Genomic DNA, 23773 nt, shown 5'->3' with positions numbered 1-23773 from the left:
CCCTTACATTCTCTGGAAGTTGGTGATTTCCCTTCAATAAATTTGATTTTCGCGCAGTTTCACCTGCGAAATGTGGGGTTAAAGCTTACGTCGTGCAAGTATCGTCGCTTGTTCAGGACGAAGAAGCGTAAGCAGACCGCCCAAGAAGACAAAGAGGAAGACTTGTACCAGAAAGAATGGTAGTCTTCCTCTTTCTTATGTTTATGTTTGAACAAATCGAAATTTCCCGGGAAATGTACAATATTGTAAAGCGCTAACCCGATAATCCTGCCGAAGATTAGCAGCACGAAGGTGAACAAGATGACATCCGCCAGGACCACGGAAAAGAGAACGACCGCCCCTACTCCTCGTCGCACGCCTTGTTCAGCGCCTTAATGACTTATTAATGCCACGCTGTCGATATCCTCTACTGCCGTAATATTCGACAGCAAGCTTGGATAACTTTGTGCTTGCGTAGTTACTTAACCGCAAAGCTTATCTATTGAGAGCAGACAGGTAGACGCGGCCCCAGTTCAAACGGGGAAACGCTGCTTTTCTATAAATCCTGCGGCATCTTGGTCGGCCTTGCTCTGGTTGCACGCATAGCAGGAACATACGCAGTTCACCGGCGTCGTATGACCTCCCTTGGATTTCGGGACGATATGGTCGATCGTATCGCCGTATCCGCCGCAGTAGTAGCACGTATGACGGTCCCGGGTCATAATCATGCTGCGGAAATCGTCGTTGCTGTACAACCGGCGAATCATATATGGCGTGACAACGACGGCCGCCCGTTCCTCTACCAACAGCACCGCGAGGCTCCATTCGATCTCTTGAATCCACGGCCTGCCGTTGTTGCTTTTCCCCTTCATGCGAATCATGCCCTTCCAGTCTTGTCTCAGCAGCTTCGCCGCACGCGGCACCGGAGGCGCTTGCAGGGCTGGTGCGACCGGCTTTTTCCGCTCGCATTTGCGGCATACGTTTTTACGGGAGGACCCGCTTGACTTTCGGCTTCTTCGGGTCGGGAACTGCCGATAATATTTGCTTTGTCCGCAGCGTTTACACAATTTATACAAGCTGCAGTAGGCTCCGATCATATTGTTCCTCTTCTTTCGTTTGACATCTCTAAAGTTTAGTATAACAGGTTTGGCGGGATATCCGCATGTTCCATTCTTTAAAGCCCCTTATAGTTGACCCTGCAGATCATTAACAATATCAGAACTGAAAAAAACCGGAGATTGTTCTCCGGGCAGTGGATTAAGCGTATTCGCGGTTTTCCAATCATCACCAAAGACAGTGACTGTGACTGAGCCAGCAGAGGTATCGAAACTTTTCCTGAGGTAGATTTTTGCACCTGACTGTCTTGCCTGCACAGCAATATTCAAGGAGCTTGGCAATTCGACAGATGGATACTGATTGGCCGTATCAAACGCGACTATTTGTCCCTTGATACCCGACGATATCACCTTTGTTGATCGTCTGACCTTTTGTCGCCGCCACCGAACAGGACTATTTTGAATTAATATAGTAAATTAGATTATCAGTCCATTCGTCAAATTCAAATATAAACCCCTTCCTGATACATTCAATTTCATTCCAACCCCTTCTGCTAATTTTATCGAAGGAATATTATCAAGATTAATGTGAGCCTCAATACGATGATAATTTAGTTTTTCAAAAGCAAGACTTATTCCTGCTTTTACAGCCTCCTTACCATATCCCTTTCTCCAAAATTGATTATGAATGGTATAACCTAATCTTGCCCATTGAAAATCATCCCTTAAAAGCGTTGAGAAGTCTATTGCCCCCAAATGAGCATTATCTTCTTTTCGAAATATGCCAAAAACATATACTTTATCCTCTGAAGCTAATCTTTGATGGTCATCTATCGTTTGTTTGCATTCTATTTTCGAATTCCGTTAGCCAAGTGGATTAGTCTTCTTTTTCAAGTGGCCTTATAACCAGTCTTTCTGTCTCTATGTTGCAGATAAACTTGTTCGAAAAAACACCCCATTGACATTTTGGATATGATACAAGCAACTTGGAGTATAACAAGAATTTGGATAGGCATCAAATCTTCTGCGGGGAGTGTTTCGCTGCGGGATGAGTCGTCCTGCCGACCGCAAAGCGCGCAGAGACATGCCCGGGACCACTCCGACAGCTTGCCGAGTGGTCGTAAATAGGAATTGGACAAGCTGTCGGACCGGGCAAGCCGCCATTGGCCGGGATTAAAATCATCGAAGTCAATCCTGCCTACACCTCTCAAACGTGTCCAAGCTGCGAGAAACGGAACAAGGCAAAGGACCGAACGTATCAATGTTCGTGCGGGTATCGCGCACACCGCGACAGGGTTGGAGCGATCAACATCCTGCGCCAACCTGTGATAGATGGTAACAGTCTATCAGCCTAGATAGCTATACGCTCTGATCTAGGATGAGCTAATGAGCTAGCTCTTAACTTAGCAGTCTGCACAAAACAGAAATGGCCTGCGTGCGTTAACTTAGCTAAGAATCCCACGGCTTTAGCCGTGTTGGAGGCTCAACCGCTAATCTCCGTTTGCGATTTCACGCCGGGCTGCGCCGTAATTTGCTTATAAAGCATGAAAAAAACAACGACGACCACGACTTCAAATGCGCCCGCCCAAAAGTACATCTGTCTTACCCCGAGACGGTCGCTCAGAAAGCCTGTAAAAAAGCGGGACAACGGCGTCGAAGTCATGCTAATCGTGGCAAACAGACTGCCGACCCGCGCCATGTAGCGGTGGGGCACTTCTTTCTGCATCATCGTGCGGATAAAAATGTTGACCAACGCTGTACATACGCTCAACCAGGCGAAATTTAGACATAAAAAAACAAGGGTCGAAGAAAAGTTCACCGTTAAAATCGCCAATCCCTGACCCAAAAATCCGAGGAGCACATAAAGAAAGGTCGGCTGCTTCACGCTTTTCACCGACAATAAACTGCCGCAGACGATCCCCGCAGCGGCTTGCCAAGTAAAGACGTACGACATGTGCTGCGCATCCCAGTTCATGCTTTTCATTAAAAACGGAAGCAGCAAGCCGTGGCTGTTCGCTCCGATATTGACGCAAAAAATAAGCGACAGGAGCGTGATCATGATCCGGCTGTTCCGAATAAAAATCCAGCCTTCCCTAAGGCTTTGCGTATAGTGCTTCCATTTGCCCGCTTCCGGTTTAGGCTCGGTTTGCACCTTTTGAATACGAACTAATAGAAGAAGCGCCGCCGATGCGATATAGCACCCGGCCATAATAAGAAAGGAGGCTTGAATGCCAAGCTGATTCATGGACAGCGCGCTGATGGAGGGGGCAATTAAGGACAAGGTGCGGGCCAGGGTGTACCATACGCCGTTCATTCGGCTTAAATGATCCTCGGACACAAGCTGAGGCTTGATCGTCTCTACCGCAGGATAAAAGCTGGCATCCGTAATGGCAAATACGATGGCGATCGGCAGAAGCACATACAGGGACGGGGCTTGGGTCATGCTCACCAGCATCAATCCAATCATGAGCAGCGCGCGTATGGCATTGGAGATGGCGATGGTCGTTTTGGCTCCCCATACATCGACCCAAGCCCCGCAAAAAATGCTGGCCGTAAATTGGGTGATTCCGCTGACCAGCATGATCGTCCCCATATATTGAACGGATTGCGTCGCCGATGCAATATACCAGGAAAATACAAAAAAATAGAGCAAGTCCCCGATGCTGCTTACCATTCCGCACGCGACAAACGTCAAGAAATTTTTGTTGAGCATGGGTTGCTTCCCCTTCCCGCGCATCCTATGCGTTTGCGGAAGTGGCCTGCCTTTGTACTGCCATTTTACGTTTTTCCTTGCCGACGATGCGGATCACGTCTTTAATTTTGGACTTTAACGGGGGACAGGGAGCTACCCCCTTCTCGATCCGCACAAGCGGACACGACGCGCCTTGACAGGAGGGGCGCAGGAAGCAGGATTTACAGCCCGAATCCTCCGACTCGTCATTCATAATCCATAGCGCGTGCTTATCGGCATCGAGCCGCATTTGTCCGTCCGGCGTGATGCGTCCGATTTGATTGTTTTCGTTGTACAGGGCTACCGTGCATTTGTAGACGATGCCGTCCGAACCAATCACGAAGGAGTTGGATTTGGCCGCATAGCAAACGTACCCTCCAGGCTTCAAAATGTCTTCGATGTCATTGCTAAGCCCTTCTTCCAACCCCATCGTGCACAAATCCAATTGATGCTTAACCGATTCCTTGAGCGACAAGACCTCCAGATTCTCATCGTTCTCTCCCCCCCATTTGCCGATGGGGAAATAATCGATACGGAACCGTGGGTCCTCTCCGAAATGCGCACGGAGCTTTTGGATAAAGCTTGGAATCTTGTGCACGTTCGTCTGGTCAAAGTTAATGCGGATTTTACAGCGGAACGGTTCGGGGCGTTCCTTGAGGTGCAGCAGGTTTTGAAAAATCGTTTCGAACGTGGGAGCGCCGTTCTGCAAATACCGGTTGGCGTTATGCTGCTCGGCGTCGCCGTCCAACGTAATTTGGAAAGCGAATACGCGACAGGCAAACAGCCGCTCGATATTTTTTTTCGTTAACAGGTACGCATTCGTGGTCATGTTTGACCGGTATTGAACTCCATACTCGTCGCACAAGGGGATAATATGCCGGGATATTTCTTCTATAGCATCAAGCGCAAGGAGAGGCTCGCCTCCAAACCAGCTCATTTGCAAATGGTTAAGAAAACGAACCTTGTGCTGGAGGAATGTTTTCACTCCTTGAATGACCTCCGGCTGCAGCTTGCCTTTTTCGAACTTTTCATAACAGTATTTACATCGGAAGTTGCACTGCTCGGTCGTTAAAAAAATAAGTCTGAGCTTCTGCTCGCTTCTTCCGACCATTTCATGCAGCATGCGGGCGCGGAAAAACTCGTTGATATCCTCACGGACGATAAAGCCTTGCTTCTTGAGAACGGCGGCCAACCCATCCAACGGTTCATCCGCTCCAAGCTTGAGCAGTTGATCGACATAGGGAACCTGCTCGGCCGAGATATGCATAAATGCGCCTGACATCGTATTCGTGATGTACATGCTTCCATCCGGCTCCACTGCCTTTATGTTGTAACGTGAGGCGCGATAACGAGTACTTTGGGTTGAACGTTCACGTTTGGGAAGTACTGTAAATGGCTCCATTTCATTCACCGCCTTATTTATGAGATTAGTAGAGCTGGAAACGAATGTTCCCAGCTCGGTCGTTGCCTAGCAACCGTTACAGTTGTCATTCGCATCATTTTCATTCTCATCAATAATCGAAGACAATTCCGCCAAATCCACAGCTTCATCCAATACGTCTACGCCACGGAAAGTCACAACATTTTCCACTTTCATCTGATATCACCTCCTTTCATGAAGAAAAAAATGGATGATCAGGTGGACATACAATATCGATCATACTTGTTCTGAATGTATTTGGCACACGTATAAGGATTGGGGGGATGGCCTCCCGACATTTTTTCTCCCGTAGCGGTAACGGTTACATTTCCATCTGGAATGGCGACGTGGTGGCCCAAATCGAGCAGCTTTTGCACATTGGCTTGGACGACCGCTGTGTTGTACATGTTCAGATTCATCGTAGGGAAGAACAAGACGGGTCTGGGAAAACAAAGGATGAGCATGGTAAGCAGGTTATCCGTGAATCCATTAGCGGCTTTGGCCAACGTGTTGGCGGTGCAGGGCAGTACGATGAACATGTCCGCCCAAGAGGCAAGGAAAGAGTGAGGCACGGCGACGTCATACGCTGGGTCTAGCATTTTTTGATACACTTTCCCTTCGATATGGGCGCCCAGAAATTGCGGGTTGATGAAGTTGGATACGTTGTCCGAAACGACGACCCTTACTTCGGCTTGCAGCTTTTCCTGAAAAATCCGTATATAATACGGCAACTCGATGATTGCCGAAGATGCGCTTGCTCCGACCAGCAGCTTCATAGATGCCCCTCCTTGGTATAATCCAAATCCATTCGGCGCGTCGTTGCGAACAAATATGTAACCGCTTCCAATTGGGAATTTAAAAAAAAGAAGCGACGAGGGGAGTTCAACGAAATCCATCTGAATATTGCCGAGTCTCTTCATTAACAAATTCGATTGTGAAGTGCTTGAAACATAATATACACCATAAATATATGGTTGTAAATTACTTTTTAATAATATTATTACTTTTTTAGTATTTTCATAGACTGGTTCAAATATATCCCTTACGGGGCCAACGGCGCGTTCTTCCTGTGCGGCTTGTTCTGCCTGATTCCGTGTCTGATCATAATTCTGGCGTATCGCAAAAAAGCGGACGAGCCCGAAGAGCCCGCCGCTGCGTGAGATTGACGAAAGGCCCACTGCAAAGCATCAGCCGCTGCCCTCGGCCGCTTCATAACGAATTGTTCCCGGCTCCCTGCGGAAGCCGCGTGTCATCCAGAGCAGGTACAGCACGCCGAGCAGCGTCCAAGCGCCGCCGAGCAGCAGCGAATTGCGCTCCAGATGCGTCCAGAAAAACAAGACGAAGCCGATCCCGGCCAGTGGAAACAGCAAGTAGCGCAGGAGCGCCTGCCAGGACCGCTGCTTTTCCCGAAAAATATAGTGGATGATGACGGATAAATTCACAAAAGTAAATGCCGTCAGCGCGCCGAAGTTGACGAACGACGTAGCGACGAGCAGATCCAGCACGAGCGCCGTCAGCGAAATCAGGCCGATCAGCAGGATGTTGAACACCGGCGTACCGAGCGACCGGTGGATGTAGCCGAACACCGAACGCGGTAGCGTCCGGTCCCGTCCCATGGCGAACAGAAGTCGCGATCCGCTGAGCTGCGACACGAGCCCCGAGGCGAGCGTGGAAGTGAGCGCAGCGGACAGGAACACGGCCTGAAACAGGACGCCGCCGAGCGCCAGCGCGATTTCGGCGGACGCGCCCTGCGGGTTGCTCAAGACGGATACGTCCGGGAACAGCCTTTGCGCGAAATACGATGCGGTGAAGAACAGTCCGCCGCCCAGCATCGTAATCCAAAGAATGCCTCTTGGAATCGTCTTGCGGGGCTCTACCGTTTCTTCGGACAAGGTCGTCACCGCATCGAATCCGAGGAAGGAGAAGCATAAGATCGACGCCCCGGTGAGCAGCGCTCCCCAGTTCGCATCCGCAGACAGCAGCGGCTGCGTTGATACGATGGCCTCTCCGCCTGCGCTGAGCCGGTACACGGCAAGCACGACGAACAACACCACAACAAGAAATTGAAACGCCACGAGCAGCGCGTTCACCGAGACGGAGACATTGACGTTAAACAAGCACAGCGTCGTAATGAGCGCCACAAACCCGGCGACCCATACCCAATGCGGCACATCGGGAAACGCCGATGACAAATAAATTCCGGTGAGCAGCGCGTTCATCATCGGCAGAAACAAATAGTCGAGCAGCGAAACCCAGCCGACCAGAAAGCCTGCGTGCGCGCCGATCGTCTGCCGGGTATACGTATAGGCGCTTCCTGCGGACGGGTACACCTTCACCATGTGGCCGTAGCTCATCGCGGTGAACAGCACCGCCGCAATCGTGAGCAGATACGCGGCCGGAACATGCCCCGACGTGACATCGGATACGATGCCGAACGTATCGAATACGGCCATCGGGGCCATGTAGCCGACCCCCATCGCCACAATATGCCAAAGCTTCAGCTGACGCTGCAATTCCGGTTTCCGTTCCATGCGATCATCCACCTATTCTAAGATACACGTTCGAAATGATGTTACTTGGCGAAAGCCGCAAGTCCGAGCCGCGCCTTCCGCTGGACGCTCGCCAGTCGGGCAAACAAACCGACCGCGCCCAGAGCCAGGCCGGATATCAGACCGATCCAATAGCCATAGGCGCCCAAATCGGTATAATTCGCCAGCCCGTAGCCGACCGGCAGACCGACGACCCAATACGAGACGAGGGCGACGATCAAGGTCACATTCACGTCCTTGTAGCCGCGCAGTGTTCCCTGAATCGGGGCGGCGATGGCATCCGACAGCTGGAAGAAAATCGCGTAAACCAGAAAATGCTGGGTCAAAACGAGCACGTCCGGCTCCCTTGTGTAAATCCCGGCCACCTGCTCGTTAAACAGCCATAACACGACTGCACAGAGCAGCGACATCCCGATGGCGAGGCCGATGCCGAGGTAGCCGTACTGCCTGGCATCCTTGTACCGTCCCGCCCCGGTTTCGAAGCCGACCAGAATCGTGAGCGACAAGGCGATGCTCATCGGAATCATATACAAAAACGAGGCGAAGTTGATCGCCGCTTGATGTGCCGCGATGGTTACCGTGCTGAAGTTGCTCATCAGCAGCGTGACCGCAGCGAAAATACTCGTTTCGAACAAAATGGCGAAGCCGATCGGCACGCCCATCTTCAGCAATTCCTTCCAGACGGACAGCGAGACGCGGTACAGCTTGCGGAAAATGCCGAAAGCAGCGAACGGCTGCATGCGGGCGGCTACGGCCACGGCCACGAGAAAAATGACCCAATACGTAAGCGCCGATGCGACGCCGGTTCCTGCGCCGCCCAACGCGGGCAGCCCCATTTTGCCGTAGATCAGCACGTAGTTCAGCACCCCGTTGACCGGTAGCGACAGCAGCGAGATGAACATCGTCACCTTCGTATGGCCAAGCGCATCGATAAAGCAGCGCAGCACCGTATATAAGAACATCGGCAAAATGCCGAACGCAATCGAAATCAGGAACAAGCGGGCAATCCGGCGCACCGGCTCCTCCAAATTCATATTCTCCAAAATTGGATTCAGCGCGAACGCTCCGGCCAACAGCACCGCAGCCGCTACTCCGACCGCCAAATAGAGCGCCTGCACGACCTTAAAAGGAATCTCTTCCTTGCGGCCGGCCCCTGCGAGCTGGGCGACCACCGGCGTCACGGATAGCAAGATGCCGCTGAGTCCGGTCTGTATCGGAATCCAAATGCTGGTGCCTATAGCCACTCCCGCCAAATCCTTGGCGCTCACATGCCCTGACATGAACGTATCGAAGAAGTTCATTGCAAACATCGAAAGCTGTGTCACCAGGATGGGAAGCAAAATAACGATTAATTGTCTTATTTTTTGAGATAGCTTGTGTGTCGATTTCATAAATAAAACTTGGAACCTCCTTTGCCTTTCTTGCAGCCGCATCGTTTCAGTTTATGCGATGAAAGGGATTACAGGCAAGAATTTTTTGAGAGGAGGCCGGCATGGATTCGGCGTGACGAACGACTCTGCTTCTTTACAATGCTCATTTCTAGATACATAATACAAATAAATCACCCATATTATGGAGGAGTATCGAGAACGTATGAAATCGGCTGTTCCTTATTTGCAAGTCACAGCGGCGATGCTGATCGTTGGAAGCTTCGTCATCGTCAATAAAATTCTCGTCCGCACGTTTCCCGTGTTTCTGGCTTCCGAGCTCCGGCTGCTCATCGGCGCCATCATTATGACGCTGCTTCTGCTCGCCCGCGAAGGACGTTTTCCGGCCCTGACGAAGAAGGATTGGGTCGTTTTATTGTTGCAATCGTTTATCGGCGTATTTTTGTTCAGCTTCTTTATGCTGTACGGCTTAACCTACACGACGGCGCTGGAGAGCGGCATCATTACAAGCATGACCCCGGTGATGGTCGGCCTGATTTCGCTGTTGTTTTTCAGGGAACGGCTGCGGTGGAATCAAACCGCAGGTATTGTATGCGCCGTCCTCGGAGCGCTCGCCATCAATATTTTTGGCGGGTTGTTCAATGCGTCCTGGAGCTTGCATACATTGTGGGGAAACCTGCTCGTGCTGCTGGCCGTTGCCGGGGAAGGCGTGTTCTTGACGTTCGGCAAGCTTGTCTCCAAGCAGGTCAGTCCGATTGCCATCACAACGATGACGAGCTTGCTCGGCTCGGCGCTTTTTATGCCGTTTGCGGCGTACAACGCGGCAAGCTTCGATTTTACCGCGGTGAGCGCGACGGAATGGCTGCTCGTGCTGTACACGGGAGTCGTCATTACGGTCATCGCTACGATTTTACTGAATCAGGGGATGAAAAAAATTTCGGCGGGCTCGTCGGCCACTTTTACCGCATTGATGCCCATCAGCACCATCATCATGTCGGCGTTGTTTTTGCATGAGCCGATTTTCTGGTACCACTTCTTGGGAATTGCCTTCGTCTTTGTCGGCATTGCGTTTGCCACATTGCCCTCCTCCCGGACGAAGCGGGGAGCCCCCGCGGCGACGCAGACTAAAGGCTCGTGAAGGTACTCTCTCACTCAAACAAGATGGCAGGCCACGTAATGGCCGCCCCCCACATCCCGGTAATCCGGCGCTTGCTCGCGGCAGACCAGCTGCGCCAGCGGGCAGCGCGTGTGGAACTTGCAGCCCGTAGGCGGATTCGCCGGGCTCGGAATGTCGCCCTTCAGCACGATCCGCTCGCGCCGTACGGTCGGGTCGGGCACCGGCACGGCCGACAGCAGCGCCTGCGTGTAAGGATGCAGCGGGCGGGCGAACAGCTCATCCCGCGGCGCCTGCTCCACCATCGTGCCGAGATACAGCACGCCGATCTGCGTGCACAGATGCTCGACGACGCTGAGGTCGTGCGAGATGAACAGATACGTCACGCCGCTGCGCTCCTGCAGGTCGCTGAACAGGTTGACGATTTGCGCCTGAATCGAAACGTCCAGCGCAGACACCGGCTCGTCGGCTACGACGAAATCCGGATTCAGAATGATCGCCCGGGCGATCCCGATCCGCTGCCGCTGGCCGCCGGAAAATTCGTGCGGATACCGGTCGTAGTGATCAGGAAGCAGGCCGCAGACGGCCAGCACTTCCCGCACCCGCTCCCGGGCTTCGGCCTTCGACGCCAGCCCGTGGTCGATCAGCGCTTCGCCGATCGCCTCGCCGACGCGCATCCGCGGATTGAGCGAGCTGAACGGGTCTTGGAACACAAGCTGCATCGAGGGCCGCAGCTTGCGCAGCTCTTCACGTGACAGGCCGTACAAGTCGGTCCCTTTGAAAAAAACGTCGCCCGCCGTCTTCTCCGTCAGCCGGAGTACGGTGCGGCCGATCGTGCTTTTCCCGCTGCCGGACTCGCCGACGAGTCCGAACGTCTCGCCGCGCCGGATCGCGAAGCTGACGCCGTCCACCGCTTTGACGTCGCCGACATGGCCGCCGAAGACGCCGCCTTTGATCGGATAGTAGGTTTTGAGCTCTTGTACCTTCAGTAGGGCGTCCGTCATCGCATCTCCTCCTCATAAAGCCAGCAGGCGACCCGATGCTCTGTACCTTGCGCCCGCATCGGCGGTTGCTTCGTGCGGCAGATGTCCATACAGTGCTCGCACCGATCGCTGAAATAGCACGAGTCCCCCAAGCCGATCAAGTTCGGCACCTGCCCGGGGATCGAGTACAGCCGTTCCTTCCGTTCGCCGATGACGGGCTTCGATTTCAGCAAGCCTTGCGTATACGGATGCTTCGCATGACGGAACAGCTCGACCACCGGCGCTTCCTCGATCACTTTGCCCGCGTACATCACGACGACGTAATCCGCCGTCTCCGCGACGACGCCAAGATCGTGCGTGATCAGCAGAATGGCTGTGTTGTACTGCTCCTTGACTTGACGGAGCAGATCGAGAATTTGCGCCTGGATCGTCACGTCGAGCGCCGTCGTCGGCTCGTCGGCGATGAGCAGCTTCGGACTGCACGCGAGCGCCGAAGCAATCATGACCCGCTGCAGCATGCCGCCGCTCAGTTCGTGGGGATAGGCGGCGAACACGCGCGCCGCGTCGGGAATGCCGACTTTGCCGATCAGCGAGAGGACTTCCGTCTTCGCTTCCTTGCGGCTGAGCAGCCGATGCTCCATAAACGGCTCCATCAACTGTTCCCCGATCGTCAGCACCGGATTGAGGGACGACATCGGCTCCTGAAACACCATCGCGAGCTCGCTGCCGCGAAGTCTCCGCATCTCCTCGGGCTTCAGGGAGAGCAGGTCGCGGCCGTCCATCTCGACGGCTCCGCTTTCGATCTTCCCGTTATCGGCGACCAGCCGCATAAGCGACAGTGCCGTGACGCTCTTGCCGCTGCCCGATTCGCCGACGATGCCGACCGTCTCCCCTTCCCGAATGCGGAAGCTGACATCGTTGACCGCCTTGACGACGCCGGACTCCGTATGAAAATACGTATGTACGTGTTTGAATTCAACGAGTGTTTTGTTCAACGCCGTTTACCTTCCTTTCAATCGGGGATCGAGCGCGTCCCGAAGCGCATCGCCAAGCAGGTTGATGGCGATGACGGTGGTCAAAATCGCCACGCCCGGCGGAATCCACACCCATGGCCGCTTCTGGAAATCGATGAGCGAGTTCGCCGCATCGAGCATATTCCCCCAGGACGGCGTCGGCGGAACGACGCCCAGTCCGAGGAAGCTGAGCGTCGATTCGCTGATAATCGCGCCCGCGACATGCAGCGTAGCGACCACGATCAGGGTCGGCACGGTGTTCGGCAGCAGATGCCGGAACATTTTGCGCCGGTCCCGCAGCCCCAGCGCTTCTGCCGCCTGCATATACGCCTGCTCCCGCAGCACCAGCAGCTCGCTGCGGACGAGCCGCGCCAAGCCCGGCCAGCCCAAGAAGCTCAGCATCAGCATGACGATATAAATCCGGTAGTCCGACGGCACCTTCCACTCCGACATGATTGCTCCCATAATAATGAGTAGCGGAAGGCTCGGAATGGTCAGCAGCACGTCGGCGAAACGCATAATGACTTGATCGACGATCCCGCGGTAAAAGCCGGCGAGCGCGCCGAGCACCGAACCGACCGCCACCGACAACACGACCGAGGCCACGCCGACGGTCAGCGAGATGCGTCCGGCCTGCATCAGCCGGGTCAGCACGTCCCGGCCCAGATTGTCCGTCCCAAGCCAGTGCAGCGCACTGGGCGGCTTGTTGATCCGGGCCACATCGACCTTGCCGTTCGCATAAGGCGACAAATAAGGTCCGAGAAAGCAAAACAAAATCATAAACACCAAAAACGCCAGGCCGATCAAAGCCAGCTTGTTTTTGCGCAGCCGACGCGCGGCTTGCCTCCACGGCGAATCCGCCGCGCTCTTCCGGGCAGGCACCGCAGCGCCGGGCCATCCGGGACCGGGCGTTCTTTTTGCATCGATCATCATGACGTCCCCCTACTTTAACCGAATCCGGGGGTCGGCCACCCCGTAGAGCAGATCCGCGAGCAAATTGCCGAGCACTGTCAGCAGCGCGAGAAACATGGTGAAGCCCATCAGCACGGGATAATCCCGTACGCTAAGCGCCCCGAAATAAATGTACCCGGCGCCCGGCCAATGAAAGATTTTCTCCGTAATGATCGCGCCTGCAAACAGCCCCGGCAGCTCGAAGCCGAGCAGCGTTATCGCCGGAAGCAGCGCATTGCGCAGCGCGTGCTTGAACAGCACGACCCGCTCCTTCAAGCCTTTGGCCCGGGCGGTCCGGACGAAATCCCGGCGGATCACCTCCAGCATGTTCGTGCGGAAATACCGCGTAAGCGACCCGACGCTCAGCAGCGTCAGCACCGTCACGGGCAGGATCATATGGTGCGCCACTTCCCAAACGCGGGGCCAGCCTGCGGTTTGGCTGCCCGTATTCGTGATGCCCCCGACCGGAAACCAGGCAAGGTCCACCGCGAACACTTTGATCATCAGGAGCCCGAGGAAGAAGGACGGGAACGACATCGCCGCGAACACAGCGATCGTCACCAGCCCGTCGAACCAGGAATACTGCTTCACGGCCGAGAGCACACCGACGACAAGCGCGATCGTCCACGTCAAAACCATCGACACCAGCGCGATCAGGAACGAGTTCCAAATGAACTTGCTTAGAAGGTCCGACACCGGCTCCTGATACTGCATCGAGTAACCGAGGTTGCCCGTTACCAAGTTGCCAAGCCAAATAAAATAGCGCTCCAGCACGGGCTTATCCAACCCGTAAAGGGCCCGAAGCTCCTGCGCCCGCTCAAGCGTCAGCTTCGGATTCGTATCCACGAAATCCCCCGGCGTCAGCGCGAACACGACAAAAATAAGCAGCGACGCCCCAAACAGCATCGGAATCATCAAAAGCAGCCTGCGAACGATATACGATTTCATGATCGTCCCCCCAAGAAAGTGAGCCCAGCCTTGACCGGCTGGGCGTAAAATCACGGTTACGGCTCGATGCGGACCGTCGGCAGGCTGGAATTCACGCTGTTGAAGCCGTTCAGCTCAAGCCCTGTGATCCGGCTGTTCGAAGCGCCGAGTATTTTGCGGTAGTTCAGCAGAAGGTACGGCGGGTCGTCGCTGAGCTCTTTGTACAGCTCCTTGTAGGCCTGCTTCCGCTTCTCGATATCGAGCGTGCCGGCCGCTTTGGCCACAAGCTCATCGACCTTCGGATTCGTGTAGCCATTCGTGTCCGTGAAGCTGCCTTTATATTTCGAGTTGAACGATTGCACGCCGTCGTCCGGGTCGATCAGAATCGCCGTCGAGAACGAAACGAGATCGTGCTCGCCTTTTTTCGTTTTCGCCAGCAGTGCGTTGTAATCCATTAATTCGGTTTGGAAATCGATGCCGATCGCTTTGTAGTTTTCTTTGGCAATGGGGATCAAAATATCGGTTACTTTCCCTTTGGAGCCGAAATAGCGCAGCGACAGACGCTGTCCGTCTTTCTCGCGAATGCCATCCTTGCCCGGCTTCCAGCCGGCCTCGTCCAGCAGCTTCTTCGCTTTCTCCGGGTCGAACGGATACGGATTGACGCCCTCTTCCGTGTACGCCCAAGAGATCGGGGACACCGGCACGTTCGCCACCTGCCCGTAGCCTTGGTAAATGGTGTCGACGATTTTTTGACGATCCAGCCCGTAGATGAACGCCTGCCTTACCCGCTTGTCTTTGAAATACGGCTTGGAGTGGTTGAACTTGATGTACGAGTACGAGCTGGCCGTATAGACATCGATATTGGCAAAGCCGAGCGACTGGAGCAGCTCCATGTTATCCTGGTTGCCCGTCAAGCCGGAGTAATCCGTCTCGCCGGTTTGGAAAAACTGGGTGGCGTCGCCTTCCGTCGTTTTGTAGATGAAGTGCTCGACGGTCGGTTTGCCTTTATAAAAATTCGGGTTGGCCACGAACCGGACTTCCTGCCCCGGAACGAACTTATCCAGCTTGTACGGGCCCGATTCGAGCGGCTTGCCGTGCAGCTGCTTAATGGAGTCGAGCTTGCCGGGCTTGTTGTCTTTGCCGTAATACGCTTTGGACAGCACCTGTCCGCCAAGAAGGTACAAGGCTTGCGCGTTGACCTTGTCCGTCGTAATCTTGATCGTCTGCGGATCGACGACTTGGATGCCCTCGACCGTCGCGGCTTTGCCCTCTTTGTAGCTCTTGCCTCCTTTGACGACGGCTTGGGCAATGTCGGTTTGCCCGTCGTACGCAGGGTCGTGCAGCAGCGTCAGCGTGAAGGCGACATCGTCGGCCGTAAGCGGCGAGCCGTCGCTAAATGTAAGCCCGGCGCGCAGCTTGAATGTATACGTCAGTTGGTCGTCCGACAGCTCCCACTTCTCCGCCATCCCGGGAATCGGCTTGCCGTTCTTGTCGATGTCCACGAGCTGGGCGAACAGGACGGAGTTGACGTTGCCGTCGTAGCCGTTCTGATAAAAGTACGGGTTGAAAATACCGCCCGGCTCGGTGAGCGAGACGACGAACGTATTGGTGCGCTTCTTCGCGGCCTCCGGCACTTTCGATTTGTCGGTGGCCGGTATCAGGCCGTCCTTGATGCCGGTCACGCCGCTCTGACTTGGGCTCGGCGTTCCTGTGGTTTCCGTGCCTTTGGCATCGCCGCCTCCGCTTGGCGCCGCCGCATCTTGTCCGCTGCAAGCGGACAGAAGCAGCGAGCAGGCGACAAGCGCCGATACGGACAGCGTCAAAGCTTTTCTTTTCTTCATGGATGATCCCCTCCGGCATGATCGGGAAGCAGGAAATAGTTCCAGTTCCCTTTTAAATTTATAATTCCGATATGTATAGTATGATTTACTGTGAATAAGCATCATTATAGACAGTTTGGTTAGTTCTGTAAATGGAGAACAATAAAAATTTTCTTTATACAAAGAATTTATGACGATGAGCGAATAAAAAGAAGACCTTGGCCCACGAAAAAGTTCCTAAGAAAAGCTGCTGGAAGTTGAACTGGTATAATGTCGGAGGGGGGCCCAACAGAGGGCATTTTTTTGTGGGGGAGTTGGCTTCAAATTCGGAAACGCCAAAGAACCTTCCGATGCGTCATCGCAAGGTTCGCGCCCAAGGCACCCGCCGGGTGTGGGTTGCCGTCAATCGGCGAGCAGATAGCCCAGCAGAGATTCTTGCAGCCCGCCGATCGCCTCCTTCCGCAGGCTGTAAGCTACGGCTGATTCTCCAGACATGTGAGCGCGCAGCAGACCGGCGGAACGGAGATTGAAAATATGGTCGTGCTTGAGCTCCGACACGGCTAAAGCCGTGGGATTCTTAGCTAGTTAACGCACGCAGGCCATTTCTGTTTTGTGCAGACTGCTAAGTTAAGAGCTAGCTCATTAGCTCATCCTAGATCAGAGCGTATAGCTATCTAGGCTGATAGACTGTTACCATCTATCACAGGTTGGCGCAGGATGTTGATCGCTCCAACCCTGTCGCGGTGTGCGCGATACCCGCACGAACATTGATACGTTCGGTCCTTTGCCTTGTTCCGTTTCTCGCAGCTTGGACACGTTTGAGAGGTGTAGGCAGGATTGACTTCGACGATTTTAATCCCGGCCAATGCCGCTTTGTATGCGATAAACGTTTGCAATTGATGGAACGTCCAGTTATGCAAGTTTTTTGTGTTTTTACGACTTGTTCTTGTCGTTTGACGAAGGTTCGTCAGCTTCTCCAGCTTGATGACCGATACTTGTTCTTCGATCGCCATATTCACAATCCTACGGCTGATTTTGTGGTTTTGGTCTTTCATGTAGCGATGTTCTTTATTTTCTTGCTTACGGATCGCAGACAGCTTCTTTAACTTGCCCATCTTTCTTCTGCGCTCTTTGTATTTGCGGCGTATGTACTTGTTCTGTCTGCCGTTGCCAACAAATTTCGTCTTCCCTGTTGAGGTGACAACAACGGCAGGGACTTTTAAGCCCAAGTCAATGCCCATTATGACATCGCCGGTTGCTTGTTCTGTCTTTCTTTCAACAGAAATTTGTACGTACCACTTGCCCGACTTCTCAACCACTTTTAAGAGACCAAGCTTGCCGCTGGATAGCAACCGCTGTTCGCGTTCCATTACATGAGCCGAAATCTTGAGCCGCTGTACGTTCCCATCCAACATCACAGGAAATGCAACGCTATGGTCCCCAAGTGAATAGTTCTGGTTATTGACGTAGTAGGCTCTGCGCTTGAGAATCGGACGTTTTCCTTGCTTTTTCGTCTTGTTATGAATGCTTCGCGCATCTCGAATGGCTTGGTTCTTTACTGCGGATGGAAGTTTGGCATCGACATCCTTGGAGGTGAGCTTCGGAAAGGTACCCGATGCTTCCGCTTGTTCGGTGAGGAGATTGACCGTTTTGATGTATTCGTCCCCCATCTCCTTCAGCAGAGAAACATCGTTTGGGAATATTCGAATTTGAACGGTTATGGTTTGCATGGCTTCACCCCCTTGGTTTCGCTCGAAACATTCCCTGCCGTGCTGACAAAATACGAACGTGTCCAAAGGCTTGGTAGATGCACCAAATGCTTAAATTCTTGACGCAAACATCGCGAGGTCGTACCTTTCAATTTTACCACACAAAATGATAGTTGATGAGTGATACGGTTGTTGTCGTTCTTCTATATTGTTATCCCATACACCGATTGCGTCAGTTTAAACCTAAAAACTGCAACAACATGAAACAATGTAGGACAATGAAGCTGTCTAAAGACAGCCCTTGTCCTAAGCGATTCATCCCATGCCTAAAGGCAAGGGCTTTCTCGGCTAAGATCTGTAATGCCTTTGGAAATGCCGATATAGCGCACGATTTCGGTAAAGCTGCGCGGTCCGGCGTTCAAATAGCGCAGGATGCGGAGGCGGCTTTTTTCGCTGAGGCTGCGAAGCTGGCGGTACAGGCGGCGGGACGGCTCGTCGGCCAGGTCGTCGTAGGAGCCGTCGACGGCATACTGGCAAACGGTCAAGCCGCCGAACGTATAAATGATGTTGGCCGGTTGAAAATGATACTGCGGCGACAATACAAGTTTTTCACACTCGGCCCCCGGCTCGAAATACAGCCCGTTCGTGATCTGCTCGGCCAGCGCGTCCGGCGGCAGCGTTCCGATCCGCGCGCGTCTGCTTGCGGCGTCCTCGCTCAGCCATTCCAGCAGCTTGGGGTCGGTCCCGACGAAGTACTGCCGGTTCCATTCGGATAGCAGGGACAGCCATCGGTCACGGATCGCCCCAAGCTCTCCGGGGAATGAGCTCATATACGGGGCCAGCAGTTCGTACATGTCGCCCGCCGTCATCCGTTCGAACCAGGCTAAGAAGCGCTCCGCGTTTTCCTTATGCGGACACAGGTGCAGCAATAAATACATCAGCTTCCACTCCGCCGAAATTTCGGTTTCAGCCAGCGCCGAGGCGAGCGTTTTGTTGAGCTTCTGCTCCGTTTGCCTGGCCCATTCGGAGCCGAGGTCGGTTTTTTTATAAAATTTTTTGCAAAGATACGTATGGAGGCTATTCAAAAGCTCGTTAGCCGGGCCGAACGCCACTTCGAGTTTGTACGACATTCCGGAACACTCCTTTTCGAGTATCGTTTTCAGACTTTTGGCGATCCGGAAAACGGTATTTCGATTTTTAAGCAATCTTGATTTTAACACTTCATCGGAACAAAGAAAATCCCTCGACAAAGGAGCGTGGCTGCCGGTGAAAAAATAATCCGCAATAAAACGAATAGGCTGCCTAAGGCAGCCTATTTTTATGCTTTTTGTGCTTGTATTATTTTGTATATCCGCACGTCTAATTCACATCAAGCCTTTAGCGGCGTCTCACCCGCAGAATCACACCTTAAACCGGGACATCAATTCCCGAAGCTCCTCGACCATGAGGGTCAGCGATTCGGATGATGCGGCAATCTCCTCCATCGACGCGAGCTGCTCCTCGCTGGAGGCAGCTACATGCTGCGCATTGGCCGCGGCCTCCCTTGCAATCCGGGACAGCTCCTGCGTCGTTGCGTTCACCTGCTCGGAACTGGCGGACATTTGCTGGGAAGCGGCGGAAACCTCTTGGATCTGATCGTCCATCGCATGAATATGATGCAGAATGGCTTGGAACGCCTCGCCCGCTTCCCCGACCAAGCGGGTCCCCCGCTCCATCTCCACGGCACCCGTGTCCACCGAGGCAGCGGCCTCTGCGGCATAGCTCCGGATTTGGTCGATCAAGTGCCCGACCTGCTCGGCGGATTGCTTCGTTTGCTCGGACAGCTTGCGGATCTCATGGGCCACCACGGCAAACCCTTTGCCGTGTTCCCCGGCCCTCGCCGCTTCAATCCCCGCGTTCAGCGAAAGAAGGTTCGTTTGGTTGCTGATCCCCGTGATCACTTCCATGATTTTACCGATTTCCTGGGAGCGTGCGTTGAGCTGTCGGATGACGTCGGCCAACTGCTTGGCGTTCTCGTTCGCCTGATTCATGCCAACTACCGCTTCCTGAATTTTCTCATTGCCCTCCGAAGCTTTCGCCGTCGTTTCTTCAGAGGAATCGCGGACTAAGGAAGACGACTCGGCAATACGCTGAATCCCAAGCGTCAGCTCATCCATCGCCCGGACGGTTTCCTCCGCTCCCCGAAGCTGCACATCGGCGCCCGTCGCCACCTCTTGAATCGTTGTGGCAATGTTTTCCGTCACTTTGCTGGTCTGCTCGGCGCTGGCGGACAACTGCTCGGAGGTGGACGCGGCGTGCAGCGTATGCTCGGACACCTTATTCAGCATCTGTCTGAGCTCGCCGGTCGCCCGGTTGAAATGCTCCGACATTTGCCCGAATTCATCTTGGCTCGTGACGGCAATGTGATGCGTGAAATCCCCAGCGGCCAGCTTCTCGGACAGCTTGTTCAGCTTGGCGATTTGGGTGGTAATCCCGCGGCTGTACACCAGAATGACCGCCGCAATCAACAGAATCCCCGCCAATCCGATCAGGCAGAGCTTAAACAGCAACTGCGTAAGCGGCTCCGTCAATTCCTTGTCCGGCTTGATGACCGCGAGAATCCAGTTCGTCCTCGGAATTTCTTTATAGAAAACGTGGTTCACGCCATTGGCGCTTGTATACGTCGTGTTTCCGTTTTTGTTTTGCAGCAGCTCTTGACCTAAAGCGGCCAATGTGGCATTGGGGTCCTGCTGCAGCTTGGTCTTCATCACCTTATCTTGCTCCGGACCGGCCAAATAAGTGCCGTCCTTATGTATAAGTAATGCCCAGCCCGTGGTCCCGACCTTCATGTCCGCCACGGTCTTTTGCAGCGTGGACAGATCGATATCGCCTGTCGTCACGCCGATAAACTGTTTCCCGGCATTATAGATGGGAACCGACGCGGTCACCATAGGCACCTTTGTAACTTTGTCGTAGTACGGATCGGTATAAACGGCATCCTTTTGATTAACGGCGGCCTTGTACCAATTTTGGCTCATATAATCGTTGCCGGCATTGTTGTATTCTTCCGTCGATTTGAGGCTGTCCTTATCCCGAAAAGCATACGTGGAAAAGTATTTTGTTTTCGGGTTATATGCACCCTCTGCGAAAAAAATCCCGACGCCGAACGTCTCCCCGTTCACGCTCAACTCGCCCTTCGTCATGGACTGGTAATCCTGAAGCGTAAGCTTCGTATACGTGTCCTCGATCGTATGGGCGATCATCTCCGGCAGCCTCGTATGCGCAACAAGCCGGGTATCGATATCGTTCGAGATGCTCTTCAATTGCTCGTTCATGCCATATCTGCTCTGATCGAGAATGATTCCCTTGGCATAAACATAAGCGGCGACCAGGACGGCAGCAAACAAAACAAGCACGGCTGGCATAAACAAGAGAAACGTTTTGGCTTTGACGCTTCGAAGTCTCATGAAGGCAGCTCCCTTTTGGCGGATGATAGACGAATGTGAGAAGTAAATTTCGACATAACTCACCAAAATCCTCTTTAATCTGGAAGTTGCCCCAACAAAACACTTATCCCCAACTTTATGCACACTTTGTCCACAAGCAACAAAAATCATAATTTCCTAAACAACAATGAAAAAAGCTTCATACCGAAGCTTGTTTCCCAAAAAGAATTTATGTCTTTTCTCAAAAAAGATGAGTCAGATCGGATGATCCAACTCATACAATCAACTTGTAATTGGCGGATGTTTCTCAATATGGTTTCACACCAAAACAAGAACCAAGCGGATTATTTCCTCTTTTCAATATAACTCAACAATGTAATTATAAACATTCCGAACGCGAATAGAACAGAAAGAGCCTGAAATAAATCCATTTACAGCCTCCTCCTTTCGAAGAGCTGCTCCACCATCTTACAAGTTGTAATTTAATTTTAGCCCAAAATGGTTAAAACTGGTAGAACATTAAGAACTATTTTTGAACTTTTTGTTTCAACATTTTTCGCTAGCGAATGTTGGCTTGTCAGGGAATACTCGGAGCAAGCTTGACGAACCGTCGGGAATGACCGGGCTTGCAAATTCCGGGTAGTCCTATATTCCCCCTGGGAAGCCGTCAATATAAGGGAGTTGGTCCGGCCGCTTGAGTCCGCCGATCCCCGAGACGGAGACCGCAAACATCATATGAAAAAGAGGAGCCGCTCCCCTGCGTACTCCTCTTTTTACGCTTTAAAACCGTATCGTGTTAGCCGTTACGCCTCCCGCTCCACCAGCATCGCAACCCCTTGCCCCCCGCCGATGCACAGCGCCGCGAGGCCGAGCTTCCCGCCGCGCTTGGTCAGCTCATGAAGCAGCGTGACGAGCACGCGCGCGCCGCTGGCTCCGATCGGATGGCCGAGCGCGATGGCGCCGCCGTTCACGTTCAGCTTCTCCCGCGGCACGCCGAGGTCCCGTCCGACCGCAAGCGATTGGGCCGCGAACGCTTCGTTCAGCTCCATCAGGTCGATGTCGTCCATCGACACGCCGGTTTTACCAAGCAGCTTGCGGACTGCCTCCACAGGACCAAGTCCCATGACCGAAGGGTCCAAAGCCGCGTGCGCATAGCCTCTGATCCGTGCCAGTGGCTTCAGTCCGAGCTGCCCCGCCCGAGCTGCCGACATGACGACCAGCGCGGCCGCTCCGTCGTTGATGCCCGACGCGTTCCCGGCGGTCACGGTGCCGTCCTTGCGGAACGAAGGACGAAGCTTGCCGAGCGTTTCCGCCGTCGTGCCGTAGCGCGGATGCTCGTCAGTATCGAAAACGACCGGATCGCCTTTTCGCTGCGGAATCGGCACGGGGACGATCTCGTCCCGAAAACGTCCCGACTGGATCGCCTGTTCCGCTTTTTGTTGGCTCCAAGCGGCAAATTCGTCCTGCTCCGCACGGGTAAGCCCGTACCGGTCCGCGATATTTTCCGCCGTGATCCCCATATGGATATCGCACATGGCGCACCACAGTCCGTCCCGAACCATCGAGTCGACCAGCTTCCCGTCGCCCATGCGAAGGCCAGAGCGAGCGCCTTCCAGTAAGTACGGCGCTTGGCTCATATTTTCCATGCCGCCCGCCACGACGATATCCGCATCGCCCAGCCGCACGCTTTGCGCTGCCAGCATGACGGCCTTGAGGCCGGAGCCGCACACCTTGTTCACCGTCACCGCAGGCACCGCATGGGAAAAGCCGCCTTTCAGCCACGCTTGGCGCGCCGGATTTTGTCCGAGCCCCGCCTGCAGCACGTTGCCCATGATCACCTCATCGACCTGCTCCTCGCTGACGCCCGCCCGCTCCAGCGCATTCTTGATCACGAGGCTGCCAAGCTCCGTGGCGGGAATGCCCGACAGCGCCCCTTGAAACCCACCGATCGCCGTACGGACGGCGCTTACGATCACCGCATCGTTGTTCATGTGAACCTCCTCCAAGCTTTGTTAAACAGACATATATAGTCAAGCGCCGCCCAATTCCTCCGCCAGCCGGGGATCGACCGTAAACGAAGCTTCCGTTTTCGCCCGCACCTCGTCCAGCCCTGCGCCGCCCAGCAATTCCACCAGCACCATCCCTTGATCGGTAAAATCGAAGACGGCGAGGTCCGTAATGAGCCGATGTACGACGCCTTGGCCGGTCAGCGGGAGCGTGCACTCCTTTTTCACTTTCGCTTCCCCGTGCTTGTTGGCATGCTCCATAATGACGACGATCCGCTTGGCTCCGTTCACCAGATCCATCGCGCCGCCCATGCCTTTGACCATTTTGCCGGGAATCATCCAGTTGGCCAGATCGCCCCCTTCGGAAACCTCCATCCCGCCCAAAATCGCCAGATCGATATGCCCGCCGCGAATCATCGCGAACGACTCGGCGCTGTCGAAATACGAAGCGCCCGGAATTGCCGTGACCGTTTCTTTCCCGGCATTGATCAGGTCCGGGTCTTCCTCGCCCTGCTTCGGATAAGGCCCGATCCCCAGCAGCCCGTTCTCCGAGTGCAGCATGACGCTCAGCTCAGCCGGAATTTCGTCGGCGACCAGCGTCGGCATCCCGATGCCCAAATTCACATACATGCCGTCCTGAATTTCCTGAACAGCCCGTTTCACAATTTTGGTTCGGCTATCGCTCATGTGGAACCCTCCTTTT

At 53.9% G+C, this 23773-nt stretch carries 21 protein-coding genes and 3 pseudogenes; 3 read left to right on the top strand and 21 right to left on the bottom strand.

Annotated features, from left to right (window positions below; translation table 11 throughout):
- On the top strand, positions 1 to 183 hold a 183-nt coding region (locus tag NLX71_RS14055), incomplete at its 5' end, for a hypothetical protein (protein WP_254364301.1).
- A 329-nt stretch (positions 184 to 512) separates the two neighbouring features.
- Here NLX71_RS14055 and NLX71_RS14050 read toward each other — a convergent pair.
- Positions 513 to 1076: an HNH endonuclease gene (locus tag NLX71_RS14050; protein WP_254364300.1), complete on the bottom strand. Its 564-nt coding sequence runs from the start codon at positions 1074 to 1076 to the stop codon at positions 513 to 515.
- A 412-nt stretch (positions 1077 to 1488) separates the two neighbouring features.
- A pseudogene (locus tag NLX71_RS14045) lies at positions 1489 to 1968 on the bottom strand (GNAT family N-acetyltransferase).
- Positions 1969 to 2188: 220 nt separating this feature from the next.
- Here NLX71_RS14045 and NLX71_RS14040 point away from each other — a divergent pair.
- Positions 2189 to 2389: pseudogene (locus tag NLX71_RS14040) on the top strand (zinc ribbon domain-containing protein); the annotation flags it as partial.
- Positions 2390 to 2517: 128 nt separating this feature from the next.
- On the opposite strand, the gene NLX71_RS14035 reads toward NLX71_RS14040, so the two are convergent.
- The 6 genes from NLX71_RS14035 to NLX71_RS14015 form a co-directional block, all read right to left on the bottom strand.
- On the bottom strand, positions 2518 to 3747 hold the full coding sequence (locus NLX71_RS14035) for an MFS transporter (protein WP_254364299.1): 1230 nt from the start codon (positions 3745 to 3747) through the stop codon (positions 2518 to 2520).
- 25 nt (positions 3748 to 3772) lie between these two features.
- Positions 3773 to 5065, bottom strand: a complete 1293-nt coding sequence (locus tag NLX71_RS14030) for a radical SAM/SPASM domain-containing protein (protein ID WP_254364298.1) — start codon at positions 5063 to 5065, stop codon at positions 3773 to 3775.
- A gap of 168 nt (positions 5066 to 5233) precedes the next feature.
- Positions 5234 to 5362: a hypothetical protein gene (locus tag NLX71_RS26595; protein ID WP_302058237.1), complete on the bottom strand. Its 129-nt coding sequence runs from the start codon at positions 5360 to 5362 to the stop codon at positions 5234 to 5236.
- Between the two features lie 38 nt (positions 5363 to 5400).
- The gene (locus NLX71_RS14025) at positions 5401 to 5961 is read right to left on the bottom strand and encodes a flavoprotein (RefSeq protein WP_254364297.1); all 561 of its coding nucleotides are present in this window, start codon (positions 5959 to 5961) and stop codon (positions 5401 to 5403) included.
- Between the two features lie 411 nt (positions 5962 to 6372).
- Positions 6373 to 7716, bottom strand: a complete 1344-nt coding sequence (locus NLX71_RS14020) for an APC family permease (protein ID WP_254364296.1) — start codon at positions 7714 to 7716, stop codon at positions 6373 to 6375.
- Between the two features lie 41 nt (positions 7717 to 7757).
- On the bottom strand, positions 7758 to 9125 hold the full coding sequence (locus NLX71_RS14015; RefSeq protein ID WP_254364295.1) for an MATE family efflux transporter: 1368 nt from the start codon (positions 9123 to 9125) through the stop codon (positions 7758 to 7760).
- A 202-nt stretch (positions 9126 to 9327) separates the two neighbouring features.
- Here NLX71_RS14015 and NLX71_RS14010 point away from each other — a divergent pair, with 202 nt between their 5' ends.
- Positions 9328 to 10260, top strand: a complete 933-nt coding sequence (locus tag NLX71_RS14010) for a DMT family transporter (protein WP_254364294.1) — start codon at positions 9328 to 9330, stop codon at positions 10258 to 10260.
- Between the two features lie 14 nt (positions 10261 to 10274).
- Here NLX71_RS14010 and NLX71_RS14005 read toward each other — a convergent pair whose 3' ends face one another.
- The 13 genes and pseudogenes from NLX71_RS14005 to NLX71_RS13945 form a co-directional block, all read right to left on the bottom strand.
- Positions 10275 to 11240, bottom strand: coding sequence for an ABC transporter ATP-binding protein (locus NLX71_RS14005; RefSeq protein WP_254364293.1), 966 nt, complete (start codon positions 11238 to 11240; stop codon positions 10275 to 10277).
- A complete protein-coding gene (locus tag NLX71_RS14000; protein WP_254364292.1) occupies positions 11237 to 12214 on the bottom strand; it encodes an ABC transporter ATP-binding protein in 978 nt (325 codons plus the stop codon). Before NLX71_RS14000 ends, NLX71_RS14005 begins: the two co-directional genes overlap by 4 nt.
- Positions 12215 to 12220: 6 nt before the next feature.
- Complete coding sequence (gene opp4C, locus NLX71_RS13995; RefSeq protein WP_375377924.1) at positions 12221 to 13165, bottom strand: oligopeptide ABC transporter permease; 945 nt, start codon at positions 13163 to 13165, stop codon at positions 12221 to 12223.
- Between the two features lie 9 nt (positions 13166 to 13174).
- On the bottom strand, positions 13175 to 14131 hold the full coding sequence (locus NLX71_RS13990; protein ID WP_254364291.1) for an ABC transporter permease: 957 nt from the start codon (positions 14129 to 14131) through the stop codon (positions 13175 to 13177).
- A 56-nt stretch (positions 14132 to 14187) separates the two neighbouring features.
- Positions 14188 to 15951 (bottom strand): ABC transporter substrate-binding protein, encoded by a 1764-nt coding sequence (locus NLX71_RS13985; RefSeq protein ID WP_254364290.1) that lies wholly within the window; start codon positions 15949 to 15951, stop codon positions 14188 to 14190.
- Positions 15952 to 16332: 381 nt separating this feature from the next.
- The gene (locus NLX71_RS13980; protein WP_254364289.1) at positions 16333 to 16488 is read right to left on the bottom strand and encodes a hypothetical protein; all 156 of its coding nucleotides are present in this window, start codon (positions 16486 to 16488) and stop codon (positions 16333 to 16335) included.
- Positions 16489 to 16604: 116 nt separating this feature from the next.
- Positions 16605 to 17660 carry an RNA-guided endonuclease InsQ/TnpB family protein gene (locus NLX71_RS13975; protein WP_254364288.1) on the bottom strand — a complete coding sequence of 352 codons (1056 nt, stop codon included), beginning with the start codon at positions 17658 to 17660 and terminating at the stop codon, positions 16605 to 16607.
- Positions 17648 to 17794: pseudogene (locus tag NLX71_RS13970) on the bottom strand (transposase); the annotation flags it as partial. The pseudogene NLX71_RS13970 and the gene NLX71_RS13975, both read right to left, overlap by 13 nt.
- Before the next feature lie 171 nt (positions 17795 to 17965).
- Positions 17966 to 18769 carry a winged helix-turn-helix domain-containing protein gene (locus NLX71_RS13965; RefSeq protein WP_254364287.1) on the bottom strand — a complete coding sequence of 268 codons (804 nt, stop codon included), beginning with the start codon at positions 18767 to 18769 and terminating at the stop codon, positions 17966 to 17968.
- Between the two features lie 270 nt (positions 18770 to 19039).
- The gene (locus NLX71_RS13960; protein WP_254364286.1) at positions 19040 to 21085 is read right to left on the bottom strand and encodes a methyl-accepting chemotaxis protein; all 2046 of its coding nucleotides are present in this window, start codon (positions 21083 to 21085) and stop codon (positions 19040 to 19042) included.
- A 323-nt stretch (positions 21086 to 21408) separates the two neighbouring features.
- Positions 21409 to 21495, bottom strand: coding sequence for a putative holin-like toxin (locus tag NLX71_RS13955; protein WP_254364304.1), 87 nt, complete (start codon positions 21493 to 21495; stop codon positions 21409 to 21411).
- 372 nt (positions 21496 to 21867) lie between these two features.
- Entirely contained in the window at positions 21868 to 23055 is a 1188-nt protein-coding gene (locus NLX71_RS13950; protein ID WP_254364285.1) for an acetyl-CoA C-acetyltransferase, read from the bottom strand.
- Positions 23056 to 23094: 39 nt separating this feature from the next.
- Positions 23095 to 23757 (bottom strand): CoA transferase subunit B, encoded by a 663-nt coding sequence (locus NLX71_RS13945; protein ID WP_254364284.1) that lies wholly within the window; start codon positions 23755 to 23757, stop codon positions 23095 to 23097.
- Positions 23758 to 23773: the final 16 nt, after the last annotated feature.

It is taken from the genome of Paenibacillus sp. MZ04-78.2 (assembly GCF_024213375.1).
GTDB lineage: Bacteria > Bacillota > Bacilli > Paenibacillales > NBRC-103111 > Paenibacillus_G.
This window is presented reverse-complemented; position numbering and strand designations above follow the sequence as displayed.

Excerpts from the sequence above, each read along its gene's own strand:
- NLX71_RS14050 (WP_254364300.1), bottom strand. The coding sequence starts at position 1,076 with ATGATCGGAGCCTACTGCAGCTTGTATAAATTGTGTAAACGCTGCGGA.
- NLX71_RS14035 (WP_254364299.1), bottom strand. The coding sequence starts at position 3,747 with ATGCTCAACAAAAATTTCTTGACGTTTGTCGCGTGCGGAATGGTAAGC.
- NLX71_RS14030 (WP_254364298.1), bottom strand. The coding sequence starts at position 5,065 with ATGTACATCACGAATACGATGTCAGGCGCATTTATGCATATCTCGGCC.
- NLX71_RS26595 (WP_302058237.1), bottom strand. The coding sequence starts at position 5,362 with ATGAAAGTGGAAAATGTTGTGACTTTCCGTGGCGTAGACGTATTGGAT.
- NLX71_RS14025 (WP_254364297.1), bottom strand. The coding sequence starts at position 5,961 with ATGAAGCTGCTGGTCGGAGCAAGCGCATCTTCGGCAATCATCGAGTTG.
- NLX71_RS14020 (WP_254364296.1), bottom strand. The coding sequence starts at position 7,716 with ATGGAACGGAAACCGGAATTGCAGCGTCAGCTGAAGCTTTGGCATATT.
- NLX71_RS14015 (WP_254364295.1), bottom strand. The coding sequence starts at position 9,125 with ATGAAATCGACACACAAGCTATCTCAAAAAATAAGACAATTAATCGTT.
- NLX71_RS14010 (WP_254364294.1), top strand. The coding sequence starts at position 9,328 with ATGAAATCGGCTGTTCCTTATTTGCAAGTCACAGCGGCGATGCTGATC.
- NLX71_RS14005 (WP_254364293.1), bottom strand. The coding sequence starts at position 11,240 with ATGACGGACGCCCTACTGAAGGTACAAGAGCTCAAAACCTACTATCCG.
- opp4C (WP_375377924.1), bottom strand. The coding sequence starts at position 13,165 with ATGATGATCGATGCAAAAAGAACGCCCGGTCCCGGATGGCCCGGCGCT.
- NLX71_RS13990 (WP_254364291.1), bottom strand. The coding sequence starts at position 14,131 with ATGAAATCGTATATCGTTCGCAGGCTGCTTTTGATGATTCCGATGCTG.
- NLX71_RS13985 (WP_254364290.1), bottom strand. The coding sequence starts at position 15,951 with ATGAAGAAAAGAAAAGCTTTGACGCTGTCCGTATCGGCGCTTGTCGCC.
- NLX71_RS13975 (WP_254364288.1), bottom strand. The coding sequence starts at position 17,660 with ATGCAAACCATAACCGTTCAAATTCGAATATTCCCAAACGATGTTTCT.
- NLX71_RS13965 (WP_254364287.1), bottom strand. The coding sequence starts at position 18,769 with ATGTCGTACAAACTCGAAGTGGCGTTCGGCCCGGCTAACGAGCTTTTG.
- NLX71_RS13960 (WP_254364286.1), bottom strand. The coding sequence starts at position 21,085 with ATGAGACTTCGAAGCGTCAAAGCCAAAACGTTTCTCTTGTTTATGCCA.
- NLX71_RS13955 (WP_254364304.1), bottom strand. The coding sequence starts at position 21,495 with ATGGATTTATTTCAGGCTCTTTCTGTTCTATTCGCGTTCGGAATGTTT.
- NLX71_RS13950 (WP_254364285.1), bottom strand. The coding sequence starts at position 23,055 with ATGAACAACGATGCGGTGATCGTAAGCGCCGTCCGTACGGCGATCGGT.
- NLX71_RS13945 (WP_254364284.1), bottom strand. The coding sequence starts at position 23,757 with ATGAGCGATAGCCGAACCAAAATTGTGAAACGGGCTGTTCAGGAAATT.